This window comes from Nonomuraea sp. CA-141351 (assembly GCF_050944675.1).
GTDB lineage: Bacteria > Actinomycetota > Actinomycetes > Streptosporangiales > Streptosporangiaceae > Nonomuraea.
The window spans coordinates 10,607,444-10,629,539 of the sequence record NZ_CP191982.1 but is presented as its reverse complement, the minus strand read 5'-3'; the positions used below and the strand labels follow the sequence as shown (position 1 = coordinate 10,629,539).

The window sequence follows — 22,096 nt, the reverse complement described above, 5'->3', positions numbered from 1 at the left end:
TTAAGGGTCGTATTGGAACGCAACTATTCGGCAATCGACGGGCCACACCCTTGTCCGCGTGAGCGTCAACGACAAGCCGGCCATCTGGGAGATGGTGGTCGTACACCGCCTGTTCCGCCGCGAACTCAAGCTCGCCCCGGAGCTCATCCGCCGGGCGACTCCTGGAGACACCGACAGGGCCGCCATCCTGGCCTCCTACGTCACGGAGGTCCTCGACGGCCTGCACCACCACCACGAGGGTGAGGACAAGCTGCTCTGGCCGCTGCTGCTGGAGCGGGTCTCGTTCGAGGCCGAGCTGATCGAGACCATGGAGCGCCAGCACGAGAGCGTCGCCGACCACATCGACGCGCTGCGGGAACTGCTGCCCGCCTGGCGGAAGACCGCCCAGGGCGGCATGCGGGTCGCCCACGTACTCGAGCGGCTGCACGCCGACCTCGTGGTCCACCTCGATCAGGAGGAGGAGCGGATCCTGCCGCTGGTCGCCGAGCACATCACCAAGGAGGAGTGGGACCGGCTCGGCGAGTACGGCCGCTCCCACCTGTCCAAGGACCGGCTGATCATCCAGCTCGGCGCGCTCTTGGAGGACGCCACGGACTGGGAGCGCCAGGCGTTCCTCGGCCTGCTGCCGCTGCCCGCCCGCGTGCTCTGGACGCTCGTGGGCAAGCGCCAGTACCGCAAGGAGGTCACCAGGATCCGCGCCGCGTGATCACCGGCTCACACCGTCGGCGGGCCGCCGCAACAGGCCCAGATCGGCCCGCCGCGGAAGGCTCTCCCAGTCGCCCTGGGAGGTCACCGCGAACGCCCCCGCCGCGCACGCCGTGCTGAGCCGCTCCCCGGGCTCCGCCCCCGCCAGCCAGTCGGCCAGCCAGCCGGCCGCGAACGCGTCCCCGGCCCCCACGGAGTCGACCTCGGTCACCTGGTACGGCTCCGCCCGCCGCACGACGCCCTCGGACAGCTCCATCGCGCCCTTCGCGCCGAACTTGACCAGCACGTGCCGCGGGCCCAGCGCCGCCAGCGCCTTGGCCAGCTCGTCAGGGCCTTTCACGTCGACGATCAGCCGGCCCTCGGCCTCCGTCGCGAACAGCACGTCCACGTTCCCGATCGTCTCCCGCAGCCACGTCCCCGCCTCCTCGGGCGTCCAGAGCGTCCTGCGGTAGTTGACGTCGAGAGAGACCAGCACCCCGGCGGCCCGCGCCTCGGCGATGGCGTGCCGTACGGCGTCGCGTGCCGACTCCGAGAGCGCGGGCGTGATCGCGGAGACGTGCAGCACCCTGGCGGACCTGATGAGCTCGGGGTCGAGGTCGGCGGCGCGCAGGCGCGAGCCCGCGCTGTCCTTGCGGTAGTAACGCACGTCGATGAGGTCCGCCGTGCGCCTGCCCTTGATCATGAGCCCGGTCGGCGCCGCGGGATCGGGGATGGCCCGCACGTCGACGCCCTCGCCCGCCAGCGTGGAGCGGATGAGGTCGCCGAACTCGTCGGCCCCCACCCGGCCGACCCACGTCGCGCTGTGGCCGAGCCTGGCCACGCCGATCGCGACGTTCGACTCGGCGCCACCCAGGCCCAGGTCGAAGTCGCGGGCGAAGCGCAGCGGCCCGGTGCGGCGGGCGGCGAACAGCGCCATGGTTTCTCCGAAAGTCACCAGCTCGTGCATGGTTGAAGCCTAGTGTCACGGTTTGGACGGGCGATCGGAGACCGAGACTTCGTGTTTGTCGCCTGGGGTCAGGAACTCCAGCAGCCGCAGCCCCTCCTCCTCGACCTCCTCCAGGACGGAGATCGGCACCCACTGGTGGATGGTGAGCGTGGAGGTGCCCTTGGCGCGGGTGACCGTCCAGTCTCCCGCGGTGAAGCCGTCCACCAGGATGGTGCGGGGCGGCACGCTCGAGCCCATGAAGCCCTGGAGCGCGGCCAGGCCCGTCTCGGTGATGACCCTGGAGCGGTCGGCGTGTGACCGGAAGAGGTTGTCGAAGTCGTACATCAGCCGCACCGGTGCCGGGGTGTCCTCGTCGGGCCGTACGGCGTCGGGCAGGTCGTACAGGATCCGTCCTGACTCGTCCCTGAACCTGACCAGGTCCAGCGACTCCACCGCCTCGCCCAGCCGCGTCAGCCCCGACCACATCTGCACGTCCATCACCGACGCGGGCCCGAACGCCGCGAGATAACGCAGCACCAGCTCGGCGGGCGTCATCGGCGGCACCTCGAAGCCCAGCCACGACTCGGCGCTCGTGTGCGCGACGGGTCCGCTCTTGCCCCACAGGCCGCGGGGCGGCACCTGCACGAGCGGCACCAGGCACCGCACACCCTGGCCGAGCGCGTGCGGATCGTGTGACGGCCACCGTTCCGCGAGTCCGCGGCCCAGTTCGGCGAACGTCATGGGCCGCTCTTCCAGCAGCGCCCTCCCGACCGCGGCCAGTTCGTCCAGATCCACCCCTTCCAACCGCTTGCCGAATGTGGACCAGGTCATGCGCTCGCCGACAGTCTGCAGCAGCGGCCGCATGGCCAGGCAGTCGCGGGCGCTCACGAGGTGGATCGTGGATCGCTGCAGGGCGATGCGTACGAGATCGCGCGAGAGCAGCAGGTCGGCGGCGTCGGCGGGCTTGAAGCCCTCGATGCGGTTCCACAGGCCGGCGTACCAGGTGTGCGGGGTCTGCGCCTGGAGTCCGCCGAGGTGCTCCACGACCTCGATCACGGTCTTGCCGGTGCGGCGCAGCAGGTGCTGCCGGTCGAGCGTGGCCCGGTTGAGCGCCCTGCGGCTGATGAGGGGATCCATGGTCTAAAGGTAGGGGCTATTGCGGCCGGTCCCGGGCCGCAATAGCCCCCGCGACACCGGCGGTCGGCCGGCTCGTGGCCTTCTAGGGCCTGATAGTACGCGCGCCGATGTCATCCCTCAGGAACTTCCGAAGGCCGGAATGACCGACGGGGCAGGGGCTGTCGTGCCGTGGCACCACGATCCCGGTCAGTGCCGCGCGAGCGCTCCGTGCTCGCCCGGGTACCGGCCGCCGGAGGACAAGCCGTCCCCGACCCTGACCCCGAACGATCGCATGAAACACAAACGCTCATAACGAAAGGTCGTAGGATCGAGTCATCGTCCGTGAAGGAGTCCCCACCCGTGTCCGTCGAGCAGCGCCATCGGCTCATACTCCGCCAGGTCCGCGACAAGGGCTCGGTTCGCGTGGCCGACCTGGCCGAGGCGCTGGGCGTCTCCGCCGTGACCTTGCGCAGGGACGTCGAGCACCTCGCCGCCCAGGGCCTGCTCACCAGGGTGCACGGCGGCGTCACACTGCCACGCGACACCGACGCGCCCGCTCCGCCGGCCTCGAAGCTGACCATCGGCATGCTGGTCCCCACCGCCCACTACTACTACCCAGCGGTGATCAAGGGCGCGCAGGAGCAGGCTGCCAGGGCGGGGGCGCGGCTCGTGCTGGGCATCTCCCGCTACGACGACGCCGAGGACCGGGCCCAGGTGCGCCAGCTCGTCGAGGGCGGCGCGGACGGCCTGCTGCTCACGCCGAGCAGGCAGCCCGACGACGACCACGCGGAGTGGCTGGCCGGGCTGCGCGTACCGGCCGTGCTGGTGGAGCGCAGGGCTGAGCTCGCGGGTCCGGCGTCCATGCTCGACGCTGTCGCCTCCGATCACGCCCACGGCGCCTACCTCGCCGTACGCCACCTGGCCGAGCTCGGCCACCGCAAGCTCGCGCTCGTCGCCTACCCCAGCCCGACCACGCCGAGGATCAGAGTGGGGCTGCTGGCCGCCGCCTCGTCGCTGGGCGTGGCAGTCGCCCAGGAGGTCGTCATCGACCGCGGGCGGACGGACGAGCTCGCCGCCGGCGTGGCGGGTCTGGTGCGCGACCAGGGCGTGACGGGTCTGCTCGTGCACAACGACGAGGACGCGCTCTCGCTGGTCAGGCACCTGGGCGCGGCCGGCGTCGCCATCCCCGGCGAGGTGTCGCTGGTTGCCTATGACGACGAGGTGGCCGCGTTCTGCTCACCCTCACTCACCGCCGTGGCGCCGCCCAAGGAAGAGGTCGGCCGCTGTGCGGTGGACCTGCTGATCACCCGCCTCACCCGCGGCTCCGCCCCCGGCCGCCACCTGGCACTGCTGCCCGAGCTGAGGGTACGCGAGTCGTCCGCGCCCGCCTCACCGTGATCGCCTGCCACTCACCACTTCTGCGGACTCTGGGTGTCCGGGTCGATGTGCGTCTGTTCGGCGGTGGCTCGATTGCGGCTCGGTGGCTCCTGCATGGCCTTGGGCGCGGGGTCGGTACGCCGTGCTTCGTCGTGATGGCTCGCTCCCGGGTGGCCTTGGGTGTGTGGGTCGGTGTGCGCGTGCTTCGCCGTGATCGCTCGGTTCGGCCGCTCCCGGGTGGCCCCGGATGCGTGGGCCGATGCGTGCGTGCTTCGCAGTGATCGCTTGTCGTTCGGCGACACAAGGGCCCGAGTCGGTGCGTACGTGACCCGCGCTCTCGCGGCCCTTAGGGCGCTCGAGTTCGTGTACGGCTCCTTCGTTATGATCGGTTCGATCGAATTGATTGTCCGGGGAGCGAAATGACCGAATCACGGCCGAAGACTCTGCTCGCCATGGGGCGGCCGGTGGCGAAGCGGCTCGTCACGGGAGAGGTACGCGATCGCCTGCTCGGCATCGCCGACGTGGACCCCGACCTGGTGGCCGAGGATTTCGCCGACCCGGGCGTGGCCGAGGCGCTGGCCGGGGCGGAGGTGCTCTACACGAGCTGGTGGTGCCCGCCCATCACCCAGGAGGTGCTGGACAGGGCGCCCAGGTTGCGCGCGGTCGTGCACGCGGCCGGCTCCGTGAAGCACCACATCACCGAGGCGTGCTGGGAGCGCGGCATCCTCGTCTCGTCCGCGGCGGCGGCCAACGCCGAGCCGGTCGCCGAGTACACGCTGGCCTCGATCCTGTTCGCGAACAAGCGGGTGCTCGACATCTCCCGGCTCTACCGCGAGCACCGGGCGCGGCTCGACCTGGACAGTCACTTCCCCGGGTTCGGCAACTACCGGCGCACTGTCGGCATCGTCGGCGCCTCCAGGGTCGGCCGGCGGCTGATCGAGCTGCTGCGACCGTTCGAGCTGGACGTGCTCGTCGCTGACCCGTACCTGACGGATGACCTGGGCGTGCCGCACGTCGAACTGGACGAGCTCTTCGAGCGGTGTGACGTGATCAGCCTGCACGCGCCCGCGCTCCCGGAGACCAGGCACCTCATCGACGCGGGCCGCCTCGCGCGCATGCGCGACGGCGCGACGCTGATCAACACGGCTCGCGGTGCGCTCGTGGACCAGGAGGCGCTCATCGCCGAGCTGGCCGGCGGTCGGTTGTACGCGGTGATCGACGTGACCGAGCCTGACCTGCTGCCCACCGAGTCGCCCCTCTACGACCTCCCGAACGTCCTGCTCACCCCGCACATCGCCGGATCTCTCGGCGGCGAGCTGCCCCGCCTCGCCCACCTGGCCCTCGACGAGCTCGCCAGGTACGCCCAGGGCCTGCCGTTCCTGCACGGCGTCGAAGCGGAGGAACTGAGCAGAAGCGCCTGACACCGTGGCCGGCGGCACCACCCGAGAGCAACTCGGCGCGGGCTGTGAGTGGCTGGTGCGCGATGGGCGGTGGCGCCGCCATCGCAGCCGCTGGAGGTGGCTGGTGACGGTAGGGGTGTCGGCTCGGAGCGGTTGGCCTCGGATCATGAGCGCCGGCCGTCAGCGCCTTGGGTTGGCGGGCGGCGTCGGCCGGGTGGTGCCGACGGTAGGTGCTTGTGTCGGTTGGGCGGTGCCGACGGTGACTGCTCGGGTCGATTGGGCGGTGCCGATGGTAAACGCCGGGCGTCGGTTGGGGGCGTGATGGCGCGGGCGGCGGGCCGGCCCTACGCTGCTCTGCATGCACAGACGGGTGATCGACGGCCGCTTCGAGTTGGTGGAGCGGCTCGGCGGTGGGGGCATGGGCCTGGTGTGGCGGGCCCGGGACATGGCCCTGCACCGCGAGGTCGCGCTCAAGGAGGTACGTCCTCCCGATCCCTCCATGGACGAGCACGACCCAGCCGGCGCCCGTGAGCTGCGCTCGAGGGTGCTGCGGGAGGCCCGCGCCCTGGCTCGGCTGAACCATCCGCACGTCGCCACCATCCACCACATCGTCGATCCGGGCGAGCACGGCTACCCGTGGATCGTCATGGAGCTGGTCTCGGGCGGCTCGCTTCAGGACCGCATCCAGCGCGGGCCCATGCCGCCGCACGAGGTGGCGCGACTCGGACGTGAGGTCTTGTCCGCGTTACGGGCCGCGCACGCCGTCGGCATCCAGCACCGCGACGTCAAGCCCGCCAACGTCCTGTTACGCGAGGACGGCAGGTCGGTGCTCACCGACTTCGGCGTCGCGGCCGTACGTGAGTCCACGAGCCTGACGGCCACCGGGTCGTTCATCGGCTCGCCCGAATACATGGCTCCCGAGCGCATCAACGGCGTCGAGGGCGACCCGGCCTCCGACTTCTGGTCGCTCGGCATGATGCTGTACGTGGCGGTGGAGGGCCGGCACCCGCTGCGCAGGAGCACCGTGCTGGCGACGCTGGCCGCCGTGCTCAACCAGGACGTGCCGCCGCCGGAGCGCGCCGGGCCGCTCACCCCCGTGCTGAGCGCACTGCTCAGACGCGACCCGGCGGCCCGCCCCGACACCGAGACCCTCGACCGCATGCTGGCCTCGGCCGCCGACCCCGGCTCGGCCCCGCCTCCGGTCCTGGCCCCATCTCCGCTCCTGCCGCCATTCCCGGTCCAGGCCTCATCTCCGATCCCGGCCCCATCCTCAGGGACGCCCCCGCTCTCCAGCGCGATGGGACCCGCGCCGCGGGCCGCCGCGCATACCGCGCCGCCTATGGCCGGGCACCCGGAGCCGCCTCTCGCCGGTAACACGGTCCCGCCGGTGTCCGGGCCTACCATGCCGCCCGGCTACGGTCATGCGGTGCCGCCTGTCGCCGGTAACACGGTCCCGCCGAGGTCCGGGCCCAGCATCCCGCCCCGCTACGGGCACGCGGCCTCGCACCCACCCCCTCCAAGCACAGGGGCCGGCACCGCGCCCCCGCGCCGCGCCCCCGCAGTCCGCACCGCGGCGATCGTGGCGTCCGCGGCGGCGGTCACGGTGGCCGGCGTGCTGGTGTGGCAGCTGCTCCCCGCCCAGTCCAGGTACGTCGCGAAGGACATCCCCTCGGTGGGATTCACCCCGGAGGTGACCTCGAACCCGAGGTCGCCGAGCACCACCACGCGCGCCACACCGGAGAACCTGCACACCCCGGCGGGAATGCGCGCCATGATCGCCAAGATCGAGTCCGCCGTCGGCGGCACCAAGGTCGTCAAGCTGACGGTGTACCCGACCTACGCCTCCATCGAGGCGCCGCTCGAGCGGGACAAGGAGCTCTACGACAGGTACGACTACCGTTACGGCGAGGTCGTCCGCTCGGGCACCGGCGGCAGTGTGAACACCCCCGTCGTGGACCTCGACCAGTACAACTGGGACGCCCTCCCCGCCCTGTTCAGGAAGGCGGACAAGGACCTCGGCGTCCCCAAGCCGACCACGCGGTACGTGATCGCTGACCCCGACTACGCGTTCGCCAGCCCGCACCAGGTGCTGCTCGTCTACGTGTCCGACGGCTACCGCTCGGGCTACCTGGTCGCCGACCTCAAGGGCAAGGTCGTCAGGACCTATCCGAGCGACTAGCCCCACACGTCACGGCGCCTGGCCGCTGTTCCTCAGCCACCCGCCGCCCTTCGGCGAAGTCCCTTCGGGAGGGCGGCCGGCATGGGCGCGCCCGCTTTTCGTCCGTCAGCAGCTGTCCTGGTAGCCGCTCTCCGGGATCAGCCTGGTCCACTCCGCTCTGCTCAGCGCCCCGCCCGCCTTGGTGCACACCTCTTTCGCGGTCAGCGCGGGATCGACCGGGCTCTCGCGCACGGTGCCGTCGAGCGCCACGCCGCGCAGCCGCTTGCCGTCCTGGGTGAAGGCCGGGCCCGCGACCCACGAGCCCGCCTGGCCGACCTCGCGCATCGTGCCGGCGTCCCAGAGCGAGGTACGGGCGGCGTCGATGGCCAGCAGATCGCCGTCGGGGGAGAAGCGCAGCTCGTCCACAGGCGCCGTGCCGGTCTGGATGGTGCCCCGCGGCTCCTCCTTGCGTACGTCCCAGAGCAGCACCCGGCCGCCCTCCAGCCCGAACGCCAGCGTGCGCCCGTCGGGGGAGAACGCGAGCGCGGTCGGCACAGGGGAGGCGTCGCCGGATCGGGGGAGGTCGAGCGGGGTGATCTCGCCGGTGCTCAGGTCGAGCAGCTTGGCGCCGGCGGCCAGCGTCGAGCCGTCGGGGCTGAAGGCCAGCGCCAGGTCCCCCGCGCCCTCGTACGCCTTGATGCGCCGCCCCTCGCGAACGTCCCACGTCTCCAGTGTCCTGCCACGTGCGGTGGCCAGCGTGTCGCCGCTGGGGGAGAGCGCGACGGCGGGCACGTCGCCGCCCGCGTCGATGGCGGCCACCTGCCTGCCGCCGGCCACCTCCCACACGGTCACCGGGTCGCCCGCGACGGCGAGCAGCCGGCCGTCCCCGTCGAAGGCCAGGTCGCCGGCGGCGGCGATGCGGCCGAGCGTCTTGCGTTCGACGGCGTCGGTGAGCTCGATGGAGTCGCCGACCTCCTTGGCGGCGACCCGCCCGTCGCCGGAGAAGGCGGCGCTGTGGCCGTCTTCTGACGGGACCGGCAGCCCAGAGACGTCGAGCGAGACGACGGATCCCGTGCCGCTCAGGTAGCGTAGCGAGCGGCCGTCGGCGGAGAAGGCCAGGCCGCGTTCGGGGTTCCTGAGTGGGTACGCGCCCGCGAGGCGGCGCTCGGCCACGTTCCACACCCGCACCTCGCCCTCGCCCGGCAGGGCGAGCAGGCGGCCGTCGGGACTGAAGGCGGGCGGGTCCGCCGAGGTGTGTCCCAGGTCGTCGTCGCCGACCACCTCCACGCCGGGCAGGACGGACGTCTTCGTGCGGTCGCGCCCCGCGTCCCGAGCGTCCTGCCCGTCCGAGCGCAGCACCTCAGGGCGGCCGGACGCCGAAGGGCTCGGCGACGGCGTGCCGGCGGGCTCCCGTCCGGTGGACGCCGAGGCCCCCGGAGACGCCACGCCCGCGGGCTCCCGTCCGGACGGCGCCGTGTTCGGCGGCCCGGTGCCGAACGTCTCGCGTTCGGCACGCACGGTCCCCGCCGCCACGAGCGTGACCCCGTCGCGCCCGGCCACCGCCAGCGTGCCGCCGTCCGGGCTGAACGCCAGGGCGGGCGCCGCCGCGTCCGCGCCGGTGAGCGGCCGGACCTCGACCGCTCCCGTCCTGGTCCGCCCGCCGAGCTCCCACAACTCGACCCGCCCGTTCAGGGCCGAGAGGGCCGCCTTGCTCCCGTCCGCGGAAAGCGCCACCTGGCTGTCGGCGACGTCGAACAGCAGCCGCCCACCCCGGTAGACCCTGGTCCTGCTGCCCTGGGTGATCGCATACGCGGCCGTCGCGGCGGGCGGGCGCCCCGTGGCCACCTCGAACGCCCTGCCGTCGGCCCCCACCGCGAACTTCCCGTCATCGCTCAGCACACCGCCCGCGGGCAGCGGGTACGACGCGAGGCGCCCCCCGCGGCCCACGTCCCAGACGGTGACCGCGCCGGTGCCCCATTTGACCAGCTCGTCCCCGCGCAGCAGGTAACGCGCCCGCATGTCGGCGGCCGGATCGGTGAACGTCCCCAGCTCCGGCTGCACGAGAGAGGCCTGCAGCGCGGCCCGCGCCTCGAACACCGGCGACAGCTTCCAGGCGGCCACGCTCAGCCGCATCGCCGTGCGCGGATCGGACGACCGCAGCGCCTCGGCCCTGGCGGCCACGGCCCGCGCGTTGGCCTCGATGAGCTGCCGGCGCAGCTGGTTCTGCCCGTGCACGGACACCACCGACAGCGTCACCGCGACGGCCAGCACCGCGCTGAGCGCCGCCAGCGCGGGCGTGAGAAGCTTCCTGCGCTGCTTGGACAGGGCCACGCTGTCATTGACGAAGTCGCGTTCGAGCTGGTTGAGGCGCAGGTGGCGGCGTTTGGTCGCGGCCCAGGCGAGCGCGGTGTCGAGCGCCTGGCCGCGGAGGAGGCGGCTCCTGCCGCGCCGGTGCTCGGACCAGTTTCCGGCGGCCTCGCGGATCAGCCGGTGGACCGGCATGCTCTCGCGCTCGTCCTCGACCCAGTCGCGCAGCCGGGGCCAGGCCCGGTAGAGCGCGGCGCTGGCGGGAGCCACCCGGTTGTCGCTGACGGCCACGAGCTTGCCCACGGCGGTCTCGGTCGGCGGGACGCGTACGCTGCGCCGTACCAGGAGGCCCGCGTCCATGAGCGGCCTGAGCACGTCGCCCTCGTCGTGCGGGCTGTCGCCGTCGAACAGGCGCAGCAGCAGCCCCGGCACCTCCGCCTGCTGCCGGGGCGTGAGCGCCTGGTACGCCTCCTCGGCCACCTCGCCCAGCGACCGCGGCCCCGCGTGCCCCTCGGGCGGCCGTATCTCCGCCGTGCTCTGGACGCGCAGCTCCCGCGCCGAGGGCCGGTCGGCGGGATCCTTGGCCAGGGCCCGCCCGACCAGCTCGCGCAGCGGCTCGGGCAGCGCGTCCAGGTCGGGATCGACGGTCAGCAGCCGGTGCATGACCCCGCCCAGGCTCTCCCCGCGGAACGGATCGAGCCCGGTGGCCGCGAACACCACCACCGCGCCCCACGCGAACACGTCGGCCGCCGCCCCGGCCTCTTTGCCGGTCAGGACCTCGGGGGCCGTGCAGGTGTACGTCCCGCCGGCAGGCACGCCCAGCTCGATCACCTTGGGACCGCCGGCGGCCAGCAGCACGCTCTCCGGATTGAGCCCCCGATGCGTCAGCCCGGCCACGTGCAGCGCGTCCAGCGCGGACCCCAGCGCCCCGGCCAGCGCGACCAGCTCGTCACCCTCGTAAGGCCCGTGCAGCTCCACCGCCCGCCGCAGGTCCGGCCCGTCCACGTATTCGCTCACCACGTACGGCACGCCCGCGTCCGCCCCGACGGCGACCACCTCGGCCAGATGTGGACAGGTCACCCGCTCGAACCGGCGCCCGACCTCACCCCGCGGCACCGTGACCGCGAAGCGGCGCCCCTCGTCGTCGTACGCGTCGTAGACCACGCCGCGACCGCCCGCGCCGAGCCTGGCCGCCAGCCAGAAGCCGCCGAGCCTCTCGGGGTCACCGGGCACCAAGCGCATCGTCACTGATGCTTAGATGCACGAGACCGCACATTGGTTGTCGCCGGCACAACGTCATCCATAGAACGTCACAGGTCCCCCGCGCGCCTCGGGGGACCCATGCGTCATGATCATTATGCCAGGCTTCTGGATCTTGCCGGCCACTCGTGGCGAAGCACCGACATGAGCACCGCGTCGTGCCACTCGCCGTCCCACAGCAGGGCGTCGCGCTCCACGCCCTCCTCCACGAATCCGACCTTCTTGTACACGTGGCGGGCCCGCTCGTTGAAGGCGTAGACGCCGAGCCTGATCCGGTGCAGTGGCGTCGTGGCGAAGGCGTGGTCGAGGACCAGCCTGATGGCCTCGGTGCCGTAGCCCTTGCCGAAGACCCTGTCGCCGATGAGCGCTATGCGCAGGTTGCAGGAGAGGTTGTGCCGGTCGAGCTCGTTGAGCACGACCTCGCCGACGTACTCCCCGTCCGCGATGATGGCCAGGTCGAGCCGCTCGGCGTGGTCCTTCCTGGTGGCGTACCACTGGCGGGCGCTTTCGAGGTCGATCTCGCCGTGGGAGCCCGTCAGCCGGCCCACCTCGGGGTCGGAGATCAGCTCGAAGAGCCCGTCGACGTGCTCGGGGCCGACCGGGCACAGCGTCACGTGCTCACCCGTCAAGGTGGGTTTCTCGGCGAACAACCCATTTGGCATCCCCATTGGCTATCAGTGCCGATCCTCGCCGGGCAAACCCATTTCCCGCAGTGTCGCGTCCCGCACCTGCTCGGGGCGCATGGAGCCGACGTCGCATCTCAGGTCCGCGACCTCGCGGAAGTACGGCTCACGGCGGGCCCGCATGGCGGCCGGGTCGAAGCCGGGGCGGTGATCGCTCGACTTCATCCGCTGCGCCAGCACCTCGTCGGGGGCGTCCACCCAGAGCACGAACGCCTTGTCCAGCGCCTCGCGCACCCGGGGGTCCTCGACCGTGCTGGCGGCCGCCGCGATGACCTCGGGCTCCCCGGCCAGTTCGTGCAGCACGTGGTCGGCCTCGTACCGGTGCAGCGTGTCCGCGCCGTCGCGGGCGGCGATCTGCGCGGCCGAGCCGCCGTACCGCTCCTTGAGGAACGGATCGCTGTCACTGAACGGCAGCCCCAGCGCCTCCGCGATCAACCGGCCCGCTGTCGACTTGCCCGAGCCCATCAGCCCGAGCACCACGACTGGTTTGTTTCTCGACATGTGGATAGAGGTTCCTTCGTGTCAAGGAGGTAAATCTGATGACCATCGCCGGAAGCATCATCCTCATCATGCTCGGCGCGATCCTCACCTGGGCCGTCGAGTTCGACCTCGCCGGTCTCGACATCAACGTAGTGGGGGTCATCCTCATGCTCGGCGGCCTCGTCGGACTCCTGTTCGGCATATACAGGATCAGCGTCACCCGTAGGGCGGTCGGCCCGATCGACGAGCCGGTGCACCGTCACGACGTCTACGAGGAGCCTGAAGCCCGCAGGACCACCGTGTATGAGGAACGTCGCCACTACGACGAACCACCGCTGTAGGAGGTGAATCGGCATGCCTGCCGTCGAAGAGCTGCCGTCGACCATCAAGCGTTCGCCGAAGAAGGCGCAGAACACGTGGATCAAGGCGCACGACAACGCCGTGAAGGAGTACGGCGAGGGCCGGCGCGCCCACATGACCGCGTTCGCGGCGCTGAAGCATTCGTTCGAGAAGGTCGGCGACCACTGGGAACCGAAGGAGAAGAAGGGGCCTTCTGACAAGGGCGCGATGGACCGGTCCGGCCGGACGGCCGAGGGCGTCGACGCCAACGCCAGCAAGGAGCACCTGCAGAAGGTGGCCGCGCAGCTCGATGTGCACGGCCGGTCGAAGATGACCAAGCAGGAGCTGGTGAATGCCATCAAGAAGGCCAACCGGAAGGCCACGGCGAAGGCCCGCTGATCGCGGGCCGTACACTCCGAGGGCCGGTGGCGCACAAGCCATCGGCCCTCATCATGTCCGTATCCGTTACAACAGCCGCTTGACCGCCTCCGCGATCGCGTGGCGGTCGATGCGGGCGAGGGCGAGTTGCTCCTCAGGCGTCGCGGACCCGGGCAGGCCCGTCACGGCCAGCTTCACCACCCGCGGCCCGAGCTCGCTGACCGCGTCCATCACCGCGTCGCCGAGCCCGCCCTCCAGCCGGTGATCCTCCACTGTGATCAGGTTGCCCGTGGTGGTGGCCGCCTCGACCAGCGCCGACGTGTCGACGGGCTTGACCGAGTACAGGTCGATCACCCCCACAGGGATGCCGGCGTCGCGCAGTTCGTCGGCCGCCGCCAGCGCCTCGTGCACGGTCACGCCCGCCGCGACGATCGTGGCCCGGTCGTTGGGCGAGTGCCGCAGTATCCGTGAACCGCCCACGGGGAAGTGCTCGCCCGGCGGGTAGATCACCGGCGTGTTCCCGCGCGTCGTGCGCAGGTAGGACACCCCTTCGAGGTCTGCCATCTCGACGGTCAGCGCCGCCGCCTGGTTGGCGTCGCACGGATACAGCACGGTGCTGCCGTATATGGCCCGCAGCATCGCCAGGTCCTCCAGACCCATCTGGGACGGCCCGTCCTCGCCGATCGACACCCCCGCGTGCGAGCCGACCAGCCGGATCGACGCCCTGCTCACGCCGGCCATCCTGATGAAGTCGTACGCCCTGGTCAGGAACGCCGCGAACGTGGCCGCGTACGGCCGCCACCCGCGCACCTGCAGGCCCACGGCGGCGGCGACGAGCTGCTGCTCGGCGATGTACATCTCGAAGAACCGCTCGGGGAACTCCTTCGCGAACGCCTCCGTCTTGGTGGAGTCCGCCACCTCGCCGTCCAGCACGACGACGTCCTCCCGCGCCGCGCCGAGGGCCGCGAGCGCCTCCCCGAACGCCGTCCGCGTGGCCACCTTGTCGCCCACCTTGTATGAGGGCAGGCTCATCGGCCTGGTCTCGAACCGGTACGGCGCCGGGGAATCGTCTGGCTTGTGCACCTCGACCCGCACGTCTCTGGGGCCGCCCAGCTCCTCGATGGCCTTGTCCGGATCCTTGAGCGGCTTGCCGTGGGCCCCTTCGCGGTTCTCGACCTCCAGGGCCCCCTCGCCCTTGCGCGTCTTGGCCAGGATCGCGGTCGGCCGCCTGCGCGTGTTGCAGGCGTCGCTCAGGGCGTAGTCGATCTGCCCGGGATCGTGCCCGTCGATCTCTATCGTGTGCCACCCGAACGCCCCGAACCTGCGCGCGTACGCCCCGGTGTCCCACCCATGCCGGGTTGGTCCCCGCTGCCCGAGCCGGTTCACGTCCACGATCACGGTCAGGTTGGCCAGCCCCTCGCAGCCCGCGTGCTCGGCCGCCTCCCAGATGGACCCCTCGGCCAGCTCGCTGTCCCCGCAGAGCACCCACACCCGGTACGGCAACCGTTCCAGCCGCCCGGCCATGGCCACCCCGACCCCCACCGGCAGGCCCTGCCCCAGCGACCCGGTCGCGACGTCCACCCAGGGCAGCCGGGGCGTCGGATGACCTTCCAGCCGGCTGGAGCGCTTTCTGAACGTCAGCAACTCCTTGTCGTCGATGGCCCCGGCCGCCTTGTAGAGCGCATAGAGAAGGGGCGACGCGTGCCCCTTCGAGAAGATCAAGTGATCGTTGGCCGGACTGTCCGGGTGGTCGAAGTCGTAACGCAGATGGCAGGCGAACAGCACCGCCATCAGATCGGCCGCCGACATCGATGAGGTCGGATGGCCGGACCCGGCCTCCGCGGCCGCCCGTACGGAGTCGACACGAAGTTGCGCGGCCAGTTCGGCCAGGTACTGAAGATCGCGCTCGGGCATCATGACCTCCTCGGAAAGGGTTTCCCGCCGCCTACCCCGCCAAGCCGCCTTAACCCCGATATGCGCGTGATCGGTTCGTTGCCCCGTCTCCAGCGTCCGGTCACCGCTCGCGTTGTCCGCCACGGTGGGATTCGGCAGCGAGCCGCGCCCCGGCTCAGTGGTTTCGGCGGCGGAGGGCGGCGAAGGCGGCGGCGCCTCCGGCCAGGGCGAGGAGGACGGGGCCGCGGTGTTGTGACAGCCAGAGCTGGGGGCTGTGGGCATGGGAGCGGTTGTCGAACGAGCCGTGGGCGCCGTAGTCCTCCGCCTCGTCCGCCGGCTCCCACAGGTTGGACACGCCGCTCGGCGGCTTCTCGTCCGTCTGCTGGGACCGCGCGCCGCTCCTGGCCAGGTAGCGGTCCACCAGTGCCGGGGCCACGCGCTGGGCCAGGAGCGTGGCGGCCGTGCTTGCGCCCACCCAGTACTCCTTGCGCTCCGGGTGCTCGGCCGCGTACACGATGGCCCTGGCCGCGACCTCCGGCTGGTAGATCGGGGGGACCGGCTGCGGGTGGCGGCGGAGCTTGGACAGCACCCAGTCGAACTGCGGGGTGTTGACCGCGGGCAACTGCACCAGGGTGACGTGGATGTCGCTGCCGTCGGCCAGCAGTTCGGTGCGGAGGGACTCCGTGAAGCCCTTGATCGCGTGTTTGGCGCCGCAGTACGCCGACTGCAGCGGGATGCCGCGATATGACAGCGCCGAGCCGGTCTGGACGATCGTGCCCGTGCCGCGCGGGCGCATGAGGTCCAGGGCCACCTTCGTGCCCCAGACATAGCCCAGGTACGTCACCGCGGTGGTGCGGGCGTACTCATCTGGGGAGATGTCAGTGAATTTGGCGAAGACGGAGGAGAAGGCGGTATTGATCCAGACGGAGATCGGTCCCATCTCCGCCTCGATGCGCTCCCCGGCCCGTCTCACCTCGTCGTAGTCCGCTATGTCGGCCTCGAATACCTTCCCGATGCCTCCTTCCACGCCCACGTCCACGGCGGCGGCGCCCAGCCCGGTCGTGCCCCGGGCGATGAGCGCCACCTTGGCCCCCTGCTGGCCGAGCAGGCGGACGACCGCTCGGCCGACCCCGCCGCTCGCGCCTGTCACCACCACTACCCGCCCTTCGAGTGGCGTCATGTTGAGATCAGCCCGCCTCTCCGTTTTGTCGTAGTTTCTGGCGCCGTACGGCCAGGACGATGTCGATCACCGTGCCGATGGCCAGCACGATCGCGACCCCGGTCATGACCGGAGCCTGTGCGATGATCCCGAGCACCGCGAACGCGAAGAGGAACACCAGCATGAACGACCCGACCCTGATGTGGACCACGTCACGCGGTGTGGCCGGCACCATGGGATGGCCCCTGGCGTCTCCCTCTTCGTGCCACTTTCCGTTATCAGGCAAGTCAGACATGCGGCTCACCTGCCCGTCCTGTTTGTCGCCTAACGTCAGGGGTAGCGACCTTCCGTGCCCGAGCTGCATCCCAGTGACCAGAGTGAGCCAGGGATCGTGCGGAAGCGCCGCGGGCGCGGTTTCAGCTATCAGGGTCCTGACGGGCGTCCGGTGCGCGACCGCGCCACGCTGGACCGGATCAAGGCGCTCGCCATCCCCCCGGCCTGGACCGACGTGTGGATCTGCCGGTCGCCCCGCGGCCACCTGCAGGCCGTGGGCACGGACGCGGCCGGGCGCAGGCAGTACCGCTATCACGACCTGTGGCGCGAGCAGCAGGACCAGGCCAAGTTCGACCGGGTGCTCGAGGTGGCCGAACGGCTGCCGGCGTTCAGGAAGACCGTGGACGACCAGCTCGAGGGGCGCGGCCTGACCAGGCAGCGGGTGCTGGCCGCCGCCGCCCGCCTGCTCGACATCGGTTTCTTCCGCATCGGCGGCGAGAGCTACGACACCTACGGGCTGACCACGCTCAGGATGGAGCACGTCACCTGCGCCAACGGCATCGTCACGTGCTCGTACCAGGCCAAAGGGGACGCCCTGCGGGAGGTCGAGGTGGCCGATCCCGCGGCGTGCAAGGTGCTCAGGGCGCTCAAGGCGCTCGGCGCCGAGGGCGAGCTGCTGCGCTACCGGCACGCGGGCGGCTGGGCCGACATCAGGAGCGAGGACATCAACGGCTACCTGCGGGAGATCATCGGGTACGAGGTCACCGCCAAGGACTTCCGCACCTGGCACGCCACCGTCCTGGCCGCGGTGGGCCTGGCGGTGTCCAAGCCCGCCGGCCAGAAGAAGCGGGCGGTCGCCCGGGTCATGCGGGAGGTCGCCGAGTACCTGGGGAACACCCCCACCGTGGCAAGGGCGTCGTACGTGGACCCGCGCGTGGTCGAGGCGTACGACCAGGGCAGGACCATCGCGGCCGTGCTGACCGAGCTGGGCGCGGACGCCGACTTCGGGCAACTGGCCACGGCGGGCACGGTGGAACAGGCGGTCATCGACCTCGTCCGCGCCGTTTGAGCTGTTTTTCCCCGGGCATGCGGCGACAGAAGAAGGAGGCGAGCGATGGAAGCTCCGCAGTACGTCGCGGCCCGCGTCCAGCAGGCGCTGGCCGAGGACGGACGCACGCACGAGCTCGGAATTCGCGTCGACATACGAGGTGACCAGCTCTTCCTGCGCGGCCAGGTGAGCGGCGCCGGGCAGCGCGAGCGGCTCGGCCAAGTGGCGCACGAAGCCGCACCCGAGCTCCACCTGCACAACGAGATCAAGGTCGTGGAGGCCAACGAGCCGGGGGAGGATGAGCGTCTTGACTGACCTGCGTATCGCAGCCGTCGGAGACATCCACCTGGGGGAGGACGACAGAGGCCAGTACCGCAAGAAGCTGGGGGGCATCGAGGAGCGCGCGGACGTGTTCATGCTGGCGGGCGACCTGACCAGGCACGGCACTCTGGAAGAGGGCCGGGTCGTGGCCGACGAGCTGCGCGGCCTGCCGATCCCCGTCGTCGCGGTGCTCGGCAACCACGACTACCACTCGGACCTGCAGTACGAGATCGCCGGGGAGCTACGCGACGCCGGCGTCGTCGTGCTGGACGACGACGGCGCCGTCGTTCAGTGTGGCGACAGGAAGCTTGGAGTGGTCGGCGGGAAGGGGTTCGGCGGCGGGTTCGCGGGCAAGTGCGCCAGCGAGTTCGGCGAGCGCGAGATCAAGAACTTCGTGGCCCACACCCGCTACATCGCCGAGTCGTGGAAGGTCGCGCTGAAGGAGATCGTGGCCGAGAAGCGCGTGGTGCTGTCGCACTACTCCCCGATCAAGGAGACGCTGGAGGGCGAGCCGCCCGAGATCTACCCGTTCCTGGGCAGCTACCTGCTGGCGGAGGCGGTCGACACGGCGGGCGCCGACCTGATCCTGCACGGGCACGCACACAAGGGCAGTGAGAAGGGCATGACGCCGGGCGGTATCAGGGTGCGTAACGTCGCGCTGCCGGTCCTGGGGCGGGCCTACGCGGTTTACTGCCTCGACTGCGAGAGCGGCTTCTAGAGGATCTTCGCGGCTGTCAGGCATATGACGTCCTCGGCGTTCTCCCCGCCCAGCCGCTTGAGCACGCAGGCGATGATCTCCTCGGGATCCTCCCCGGCGCACGAGTGCGCCGCGTGGATCAGGGCCTCCGTGCCGTCCTCCGTGCCCTGCTCGTGCGCCACCGCCGGCGCCCGCTCTCTGCGGCGGTTCTTGGTCACGTCCTGGGCCAGTCAACGTCCAGGTACTCCCCGGTACACCGGCTCGCCGGTCTCGTACACGGCGATGTAGTCGTCGAGCAGCCCGGAGCCGGCCACGCCGGGGCTGGCCGTCTCCGGCCAGCTCGCCGGCGGGTCGTCCCGGCACGGTCTTGGCGTGCCGGTTGGCGCCAGGATGCGGAAGTCCACCACGCGGCCCCGAGAGTCTTTGACGGGGGTGTGATAGAGGGCCGAGGGGTGGACGGCTTCCAGCATCCCGGATACCTGGGCGGGCATGGCGAGCGCCTCCCGCGGGCGCTCGATGCCCCTTGGCGACCTCGATCAGGTCGAGTCCGCTGTGCTGCGCCATCCGGGCGAGCTGTGCGGCGGCCTCACCGGGGCGGATGTTCAGCTGTGTCGCGAGCCGGGCGGTCGCCTCGTCGAGTAAGGCCTCGCTACGCATGCGATGTCGCTAGCGCGCGAGTTGTTCCGTACTCCTGCCGAGGCCGCGCCCGTTTCGAATCGGCTGAACGGCGGATATTTGTTCACCCCGCTCCCCATGCCCTGGGGAGCGGCTCACCTACACATTGAAGATACTGACCCCACCAGGTCCGACCAGGAATCCGAGTACGATGAGCACGATCCCCCAGAGGAGGTCGCGCCTGGCCAGGATCACGTAGATCCCGGAGATGACGAGTATTACCGCGATGATCCAGAGCAAAGTAGCCATAGACCTGCTGCTGCCCTCAGGAGGAGTTACATAACATGTTTTTCCCCTGACTAAAGGGCAGGGAATTCGCATGACGACCTTCGGTTATTTCCTGTCTTGTGAGGAACACGGCCCGAAAGAGCTGGTCCGGCAGGCCAAGGCCGCCGAGCGCGCCGGCTTCGAGGCCCTCTGGATATCCGATCACTTCCACCCATGGCTGGACGAGCAGGGACAGGCCCCGTTCGTCTGGTCTGTCATCGGCGCCGTGGCCGAGGCGACGTCTCTGCCGATCACCACCGCCGTGACCTGCCCGCTCGTCCGCACGCACCCCGCGATCATCGCCCAGGCCGCGGCCACCACGGCGGCGCTGACCGGCGGCCGCTTCCGGCTCGGCGTGGGCACCGGTGAGGCACTCAACGAGCACATCGTGGACTCGCGCTGGCCCCCGGTCAACGAGCGGCTGGAGATGCTGGAGGAGGCGGTCAGGCTGATCCGCGAGCTGTTCACCGGCAAGCTGGTCACGCACAGGGGCCGCCACTACAACGTGGACACCGCCAGGCTCTACACGCTGCCCGACGATCCGCCGCCCATCTTCATGTCGGGGTTCGGCCGGAAGTCCATTCAGCTCGCCGGGCGGCTGGCGGACGGGTACATCTCGACCGCGCCGGACGCGGACTCCGTACGGGCGTTCCGCGTCGCGGGCGGCGAGGGCAAGCCGGCGCTCGGCGGGCTCAAGGCCTGCTACGCCGCCGACGAGTCGGCTGCCCGCAAGACCGTGCACCGGCTGTGGCCCACACAGGGGATCAAGGGCGAGGCCTCGCAGCTCCTGCCGCTGCCGCGACACTTCGAGCAGCTCGCGCAGATGGTGACCGAGGACGAGGCCGTGAACGGCAGCCCGGTCGGCCCCGACCCCGACGTCCATGCGCGGGCCATCATGCAGTACGTGGACGCGGGCTTCGACGAGGTCTACGTCAACCAGATCGGGAACGAGCAGGACGCGTTCTTCGACTTCTACGAGCGCGAGGTCCTGCCGAGGGTCCGTTAGGGGCATCTGCCGGGGGCGTCCGTCAGCCGCGTCCGTCAGCAGCGTCCATTAGCCGGCGGACTTCATGAGCTTGGCGTAGGCGAGCTGCAGCCAGTCCGAGATCGCCACCGCGGTCATCGTCGCGCCCACGATCCGGGTGACCCTGGGCGCCAGCACCAGGCCCGCGGCGTACGCGGTGGCCACCCACTGGGCCAGGCAGAACGGGCAGGCCAGCAACTCGCCCACCGCGCCGCGCGGCTCCTCGTCCACCTCGGCGGGGCCGCCCTGCCCCTCGTACCGGGTGAACGGCGCGCGGAGCGGGCTGGTGACGGGATCCTTGGACAGCCGCCGCGACACCTTGTGCGTGCACGCCGCCATGAGCAGCAGGTCCATCACCCCGACGTGATCGGGAACCCGGCGCCCGGCCAGCATCGACGCGGTAGCGGCGACCGCGACCGTGCCGCCGTAGGCCCCGAGTATGCGGACGTACCCGCGGAGCGGCCGGTCGTGCTCGCCCTCATAGTTCTGTTCGGTCTTCTCGAGGATTTCGGTCATAGCTCCTGGCGCTACCCTCACGCACCGCCGTCCAACGTCTAGTTGACGATCGTTTGGGTAGCCCGAAAACATGACTAGCCACGGCCACGCGGTCACTGACGCCATCCTCGACACGCTCAAGCGTGCCAGCTCCGGGCTGAAGGATGCCGGAGTGAAATTCGCGCTGGCCGGTGGGTGCGCCGCGTACGCGCGGGGTGCCGCGCCGTCGTTGCACGACGTGGACTTCGTGCTCACGGAGCATGACGTGCCGGCCGCGCTTGAAGCGCTGCGCGAGCTGGGCTTCCAGACGGCCAAGCCGCCGGAGGACTGGCTCGTCAAGGCGTATGACGAGGGACGCCTGGTGGACCTCATCTACCGGGTGTCCGACCTGCCGATCACCGATGAGCTGCTCGACCGCGCCGAGCCGCTGAAGGCCTCCGCGGTGATCGTTCCCGTACTGGAGGCCACCGATCTGGTCATCACATGGCTGCTGCCGCTGTCGGAGCACGCCTGCGACTACGGGGCGCTGCTGGCCCAGGTGCGCGCGCTGCGCGAGCAGGTCGACTGGCCGCGCGTGGCCGCCGTGCTCCAGGACTCGCCGTACGCGATGACGTTCCTCACGCTCCTGGAACGGCTGGACGTGCTGAAGGGGCCGATCGAGCCGCTGGGCGACCCGAAGTGGCCGTGATACATGGGGAGGGCCGCGCCCCCGATGGGGCGCGGCCCTCCTTTCATGGCACGGAAGTTACGGCGTGTACCGGCCGTAGTAGTCCCCTATCCGCGTCCGGTACTCGGGTTCCTTGAACGTGCCTTCGTCGAACTCAGGCGCGTCCTTGATCTCGGCTTTGGTGCGCGCCACGTGCACGTTGCGCTCCTGAGGGTCGATGCTCGTGACGACCTGTGCCGGGAGCATGACCTTCTTACCGAAGATCCAAGGACCGGTGTCGACGATGATGTAACTCTCGCCGACCTCGTACGTCGCCTCGTCGACGCTCCCGATCTTCCCGTCGGTCGCCTGGACGTGGTAGCCGATGAGGTCCAACGGCTGGCCGCGGTCGTAGACGTCAGGTCGATAGTTCCAGAGCTCCATGAGGGCTCTCTCCCTCTCTTCTTCCG

General features: G+C 70.8%; 24 protein-coding genes. 11 read left to right on the top strand and 13 right to left on the bottom strand.

Annotated elements, in window-relative coordinates; all coding sequences use genetic code 11:
- Positions 1-58: 58 nt before the first annotated feature.
- Positions 59-706: a hemerythrin domain-containing protein gene (locus ACQPWU_RS49885; RefSeq protein WP_433433479.1), complete on the top strand. Its 648-nt coding sequence runs from the start codon at positions 59-61 to the stop codon at positions 704-706.
- On the opposite strand, the gene ACQPWU_RS49880 is transcribed toward ACQPWU_RS49885, so the two are convergent.
- Together ACQPWU_RS49880 and ACQPWU_RS49875 are read right to left on the bottom strand one after the other, a co-directional pair.
- Entirely contained in the window at positions 707-1,651 is a 945-nt protein-coding gene (locus tag ACQPWU_RS49880; protein WP_433433477.1) for a sugar kinase, read from the bottom strand.
- A gap of 15 nt (positions 1,652-1,666) precedes the next feature.
- Entirely contained in the window at positions 1,667-2,767 is a 1,101-nt protein-coding gene (locus ACQPWU_RS49875; protein WP_433433475.1) for a winged helix DNA-binding domain-containing protein, read from the bottom strand.
- Between the two features lie 339 nt (positions 2,768-3,106).
- On the opposite strand from ACQPWU_RS49875, the gene ACQPWU_RS49870 reads away from it, so the two are divergent.
- From ACQPWU_RS49870 to ACQPWU_RS49860, 3 genes are all read left to right on the top strand, one after another.
- Positions 3,107-4,144 carry a substrate-binding domain-containing protein gene (locus ACQPWU_RS49870; protein WP_433433474.1) on the top strand — a complete coding sequence of 346 codons (1,038 nt, stop codon included), beginning with the start codon at positions 3,107-3,109 and terminating at the stop codon, positions 4,142-4,144.
- Between the two features lie 398 nt (positions 4,145-4,542).
- On the top strand, positions 4,543-5,544 hold the full coding sequence (locus tag ACQPWU_RS49865; RefSeq protein WP_433433472.1) for a hydroxyacid dehydrogenase: 1,002 nt from the start codon (positions 4,543-4,545) through the stop codon (positions 5,542-5,544).
- Positions 5,545-5,881: 337 nt separating this feature from the next.
- Positions 5,882-7,702, top strand: a complete 1,821-nt coding sequence (locus tag ACQPWU_RS49860; RefSeq protein WP_433433470.1) for a protein kinase domain-containing protein — start codon at positions 5,882-5,884, stop codon at positions 7,700-7,702.
- 105 nt (positions 7,703-7,807) lie between these two features.
- On the opposite strand, the gene ACQPWU_RS49855 is transcribed toward ACQPWU_RS49860, so the two are convergent.
- The 3 genes from ACQPWU_RS49855 to ACQPWU_RS49845 form a co-directional block, all read right to left on the bottom strand.
- On the bottom strand, positions 7,808-11,221 hold the full coding sequence (locus ACQPWU_RS49855; protein WP_433433469.1) for a protein kinase domain-containing protein: 3,414 nt from the start codon (positions 11,219-11,221) through the stop codon (positions 7,808-7,810).
- A gap of 122 nt (positions 11,222-11,343) precedes the next feature.
- Positions 11,344-11,910, bottom strand: a complete 567-nt coding sequence (locus ACQPWU_RS49850; protein ID WP_433433467.1) for a GNAT family N-acetyltransferase — start codon at positions 11,908-11,910, stop codon at positions 11,344-11,346.
- 12 nt (positions 11,911-11,922) lie between these two features.
- Positions 11,923-12,432, bottom strand: coding sequence for a shikimate kinase (locus ACQPWU_RS49845; RefSeq protein WP_433433465.1), 510 nt, complete (start codon positions 12,430-12,432; stop codon positions 11,923-11,925).
- Positions 12,433-12,470: 38 nt separating this feature from the next.
- Here ACQPWU_RS49845 and ACQPWU_RS49840 point away from each other — a divergent pair, with 38 nt between their 5' ends.
- Positions 12,471-12,752 carry a hypothetical protein gene (locus ACQPWU_RS49840; protein WP_349455194.1) on the top strand — a complete coding sequence of 94 codons (282 nt, stop codon included), beginning with the start codon at positions 12,471-12,473 and terminating at the stop codon, positions 12,750-12,752.
- 13 nt (positions 12,753-12,765) lie between these two features.
- Entirely contained in the window at positions 12,766-13,149 is a 384-nt protein-coding gene (locus ACQPWU_RS49835) for a ChaB family protein (protein WP_433433463.1), read from the top strand.
- Positions 13,150-13,215: 66 nt separating this feature from the next.
- Here the strand turns inward: ACQPWU_RS49835 and ACQPWU_RS49830 are convergent, their stop codons facing one another.
- The 3 genes from ACQPWU_RS49830 to ACQPWU_RS49820 all read right to left on the bottom strand — a co-directional run bounded on the left by ACQPWU_RS49830 (position 13,216) and on the right by ACQPWU_RS49820 (position 16,475).
- A complete protein-coding gene (locus ACQPWU_RS49830; protein ID WP_433433461.1) occupies positions 13,216-15,045 on the bottom strand; it encodes a transketolase in 1,830 nt (609 codons plus the stop codon).
- A gap of 151 nt (positions 15,046-15,196) precedes the next feature.
- Complete coding sequence (locus ACQPWU_RS49825; protein WP_433433459.1) at positions 15,197-16,201, bottom strand: SDR family oxidoreductase; 1,005 nt, start codon at positions 16,199-16,201, stop codon at positions 15,197-15,199.
- A 7-nt stretch (positions 16,202-16,208) separates the two neighbouring features.
- Positions 16,209-16,475, bottom strand: a complete 267-nt coding sequence (locus ACQPWU_RS49820; RefSeq protein ID WP_433433457.1) for a hypothetical protein — start codon at positions 16,473-16,475, stop codon at positions 16,209-16,211.
- 96 nt (positions 16,476-16,571) lie between these two features.
- On the opposite strand from ACQPWU_RS49820, the gene ACQPWU_RS49815 reads away from it, so the two are divergent.
- Genes ACQPWU_RS49815 through ACQPWU_RS49805 form a run of 3 tightly spaced genes read left to right on the top strand, consistent with a single transcriptional unit; the run spans position 16,572 to position 18,540 of the window.
- On the top strand, positions 16,572-17,522 hold the full coding sequence (locus tag ACQPWU_RS49815; protein ID WP_433433455.1) for a DNA topoisomerase IB: 951 nt from the start codon (positions 16,572-16,574) through the stop codon (positions 17,520-17,522).
- Between the two features lie 45 nt (positions 17,523-17,567).
- Positions 17,568-17,816 carry a BON domain-containing protein gene (locus ACQPWU_RS49810; RefSeq protein WP_433433453.1) on the top strand — a complete coding sequence of 83 codons (249 nt, stop codon included), beginning with the start codon at positions 17,568-17,570 and terminating at the stop codon, positions 17,814-17,816.
- A complete protein-coding gene (locus ACQPWU_RS49805) occupies positions 17,809-18,540 on the top strand; it encodes a metallophosphoesterase family protein (RefSeq protein WP_433433451.1) in 732 nt (243 codons plus the stop codon). The genes ACQPWU_RS49810 and ACQPWU_RS49805 overlap by 8 nt, the downstream gene beginning before the upstream one ends.
- Here ACQPWU_RS49805 and ACQPWU_RS49800 read toward each other — a convergent pair.
- The 3 genes from ACQPWU_RS49800 to ACQPWU_RS49790 all read right to left on the bottom strand — a co-directional run bounded on the left by ACQPWU_RS49800 (position 18,537) and on the right by ACQPWU_RS49790 (position 19,443).
- Entirely contained in the window at positions 18,537-18,737 is a 201-nt protein-coding gene (locus ACQPWU_RS49800) for a hypothetical protein (RefSeq protein WP_433433449.1), read from the bottom strand. The genes ACQPWU_RS49805 and ACQPWU_RS49800 overlap by 4 nt on opposite strands.
- 12 nt (positions 18,738-18,749) lie before the next feature.
- Positions 18,750-19,010, bottom strand: coding sequence for a hypothetical protein (locus tag ACQPWU_RS49795; protein ID WP_433433448.1), 261 nt, complete (start codon positions 19,008-19,010; stop codon positions 18,750-18,752).
- 283 nt (positions 19,011-19,293) lie between these two features.
- Complete coding sequence (locus ACQPWU_RS49790) at positions 19,294-19,443, bottom strand: GPGG-motif small membrane protein (protein ID WP_165959640.1); 150 nt, start codon at positions 19,441-19,443, stop codon at positions 19,294-19,296.
- Between the two features lie 70 nt (positions 19,444-19,513).
- On the opposite strand from ACQPWU_RS49790, the gene ACQPWU_RS49785 reads away from it, so the two are divergent.
- Positions 19,514-20,467 (top strand): TIGR03557 family F420-dependent LLM class oxidoreductase, encoded by a 954-nt coding sequence (locus ACQPWU_RS49785; RefSeq protein WP_433433445.1) that lies wholly within the window; start codon positions 19,514-19,516, stop codon positions 20,465-20,467.
- A 48-nt stretch (positions 20,468-20,515) separates the two neighbouring features.
- Here ACQPWU_RS49785 and ACQPWU_RS49780 read toward each other — a convergent pair whose 3' ends face one another.
- A complete protein-coding gene (locus ACQPWU_RS49780; RefSeq protein ID WP_433433443.1) occupies positions 20,516-21,001 on the bottom strand; it encodes a DUF1360 domain-containing protein in 486 nt (161 codons plus the stop codon).
- Positions 21,002-21,071: 70 nt separating this feature from the next.
- Between ACQPWU_RS49780 and ACQPWU_RS49775 the strand changes: the two genes are divergently transcribed.
- The gene (locus ACQPWU_RS49775; RefSeq protein ID WP_349455209.1) at positions 21,072-21,668 is read left to right on the top strand and encodes a nucleotidyltransferase; all 597 of its coding nucleotides are present in this window, start codon (positions 21,072-21,074) and stop codon (positions 21,666-21,668) included.
- A 57-nt stretch (positions 21,669-21,725) separates the two neighbouring features.
- Here the strand turns inward: ACQPWU_RS49775 and ACQPWU_RS49770 are convergent, their stop codons facing one another.
- Positions 21,726-22,070 (bottom strand): PRC-barrel domain containing protein, encoded by a 345-nt coding sequence (locus ACQPWU_RS49770; protein ID WP_433433441.1) that lies wholly within the window; start codon positions 22,068-22,070, stop codon positions 21,726-21,728.
- Between the last annotated feature and the right edge of the window lie 26 nt (positions 22,071-22,096).

What these genes read in the sequence shown, in the direction of transcription:
- ACQPWU_RS49770 (WP_433433441.1), bottom strand. Translation starts at nt 22,070, where the DNA reads ATGGAGCTCTGGAACTATCGACCTGACGTCTACGACCGCGGCCAGCCG.
- ACQPWU_RS49790 (WP_165959640.1), bottom strand. Translation starts at nt 19,443, where the DNA reads ATGGCTACTTTGCTCTGGATCATCGCGGTAATACTCGTCATCTCCGGG.
- ACQPWU_RS49860 (WP_433433470.1), top strand. Translation starts at nt 5,882, where the DNA reads ATGCACAGACGGGTGATCGACGGCCGCTTCGAGTTGGTGGAGCGGCTC.
- ACQPWU_RS49780 (WP_433433443.1), bottom strand. Translation starts at nt 21,001, where the DNA reads ATGACCGAAATCCTCGAGAAGACCGAACAGAACTATGAGGGCGAGCAC.
- ACQPWU_RS49820 (WP_433433457.1), bottom strand. Translation starts at nt 16,475, where the DNA reads ATGTCTGACTTGCCTGATAACGGAAAGTGGCACGAAGAGGGAGACGCC.
- ACQPWU_RS49795 (WP_433433448.1), bottom strand. Translation starts at nt 19,010, where the DNA reads ATGCCCGCCCAGGTATCCGGGATGCTGGAAGCCGTCCACCCCTCGGCC.
- ACQPWU_RS49825 (WP_433433459.1), bottom strand. Translation starts at nt 16,201, where the DNA reads ATGACGCCACTCGAAGGGCGGGTAGTGGTGGTGACAGGCGCGAGCGGC.
- ACQPWU_RS49830 (WP_433433461.1), bottom strand. Translation starts at nt 15,045, where the DNA reads ATGATGCCCGAGCGCGATCTTCAGTACCTGGCCGAACTGGCCGCGCAA.
- ACQPWU_RS49840 (WP_349455194.1), top strand. Translation starts at nt 12,471, where the DNA reads ATGACCATCGCCGGAAGCATCATCCTCATCATGCTCGGCGCGATCCTC.
- ACQPWU_RS49850 (WP_433433467.1), bottom strand. Translation starts at nt 11,910, where the DNA reads ATGCCAAATGGGTTGTTCGCCGAGAAACCCACCTTGACGGGTGAGCAC.
- ACQPWU_RS49875 (WP_433433475.1), bottom strand. Translation starts at nt 2,767, where the DNA reads ATGGATCCCCTCATCAGCCGCAGGGCGCTCAACCGGGCCACGCTCGAC.
- ACQPWU_RS49835 (WP_433433463.1), top strand. Translation starts at nt 12,766, where the DNA reads ATGCCTGCCGTCGAAGAGCTGCCGTCGACCATCAAGCGTTCGCCGAAG.
- ACQPWU_RS49845 (WP_433433465.1), bottom strand. Translation starts at nt 12,432, where the DNA reads ATGTCGAGAAACAAACCAGTCGTGGTGCTCGGGCTGATGGGCTCGGGC.
- ACQPWU_RS49810 (WP_433433453.1), top strand. Translation starts at nt 17,568, where the DNA reads ATGGAAGCTCCGCAGTACGTCGCGGCCCGCGTCCAGCAGGCGCTGGCC.
- ACQPWU_RS49880 (WP_433433477.1), bottom strand. Translation starts at nt 1,651, where the DNA reads ATGCACGAGCTGGTGACTTTCGGAGAAACCATGGCGCTGTTCGCCGCC.
- ACQPWU_RS49865 (WP_433433472.1), top strand. Translation starts at nt 4,543, where the DNA reads ATGACCGAATCACGGCCGAAGACTCTGCTCGCCATGGGGCGGCCGGTG.
- ACQPWU_RS49775 (WP_349455209.1), top strand. Translation starts at nt 21,072, where the DNA reads ATGACTAGCCACGGCCACGCGGTCACTGACGCCATCCTCGACACGCTC.
- ACQPWU_RS49785 (WP_433433445.1), top strand. Translation starts at nt 19,514, where the DNA reads ATGACGACCTTCGGTTATTTCCTGTCTTGTGAGGAACACGGCCCGAAA.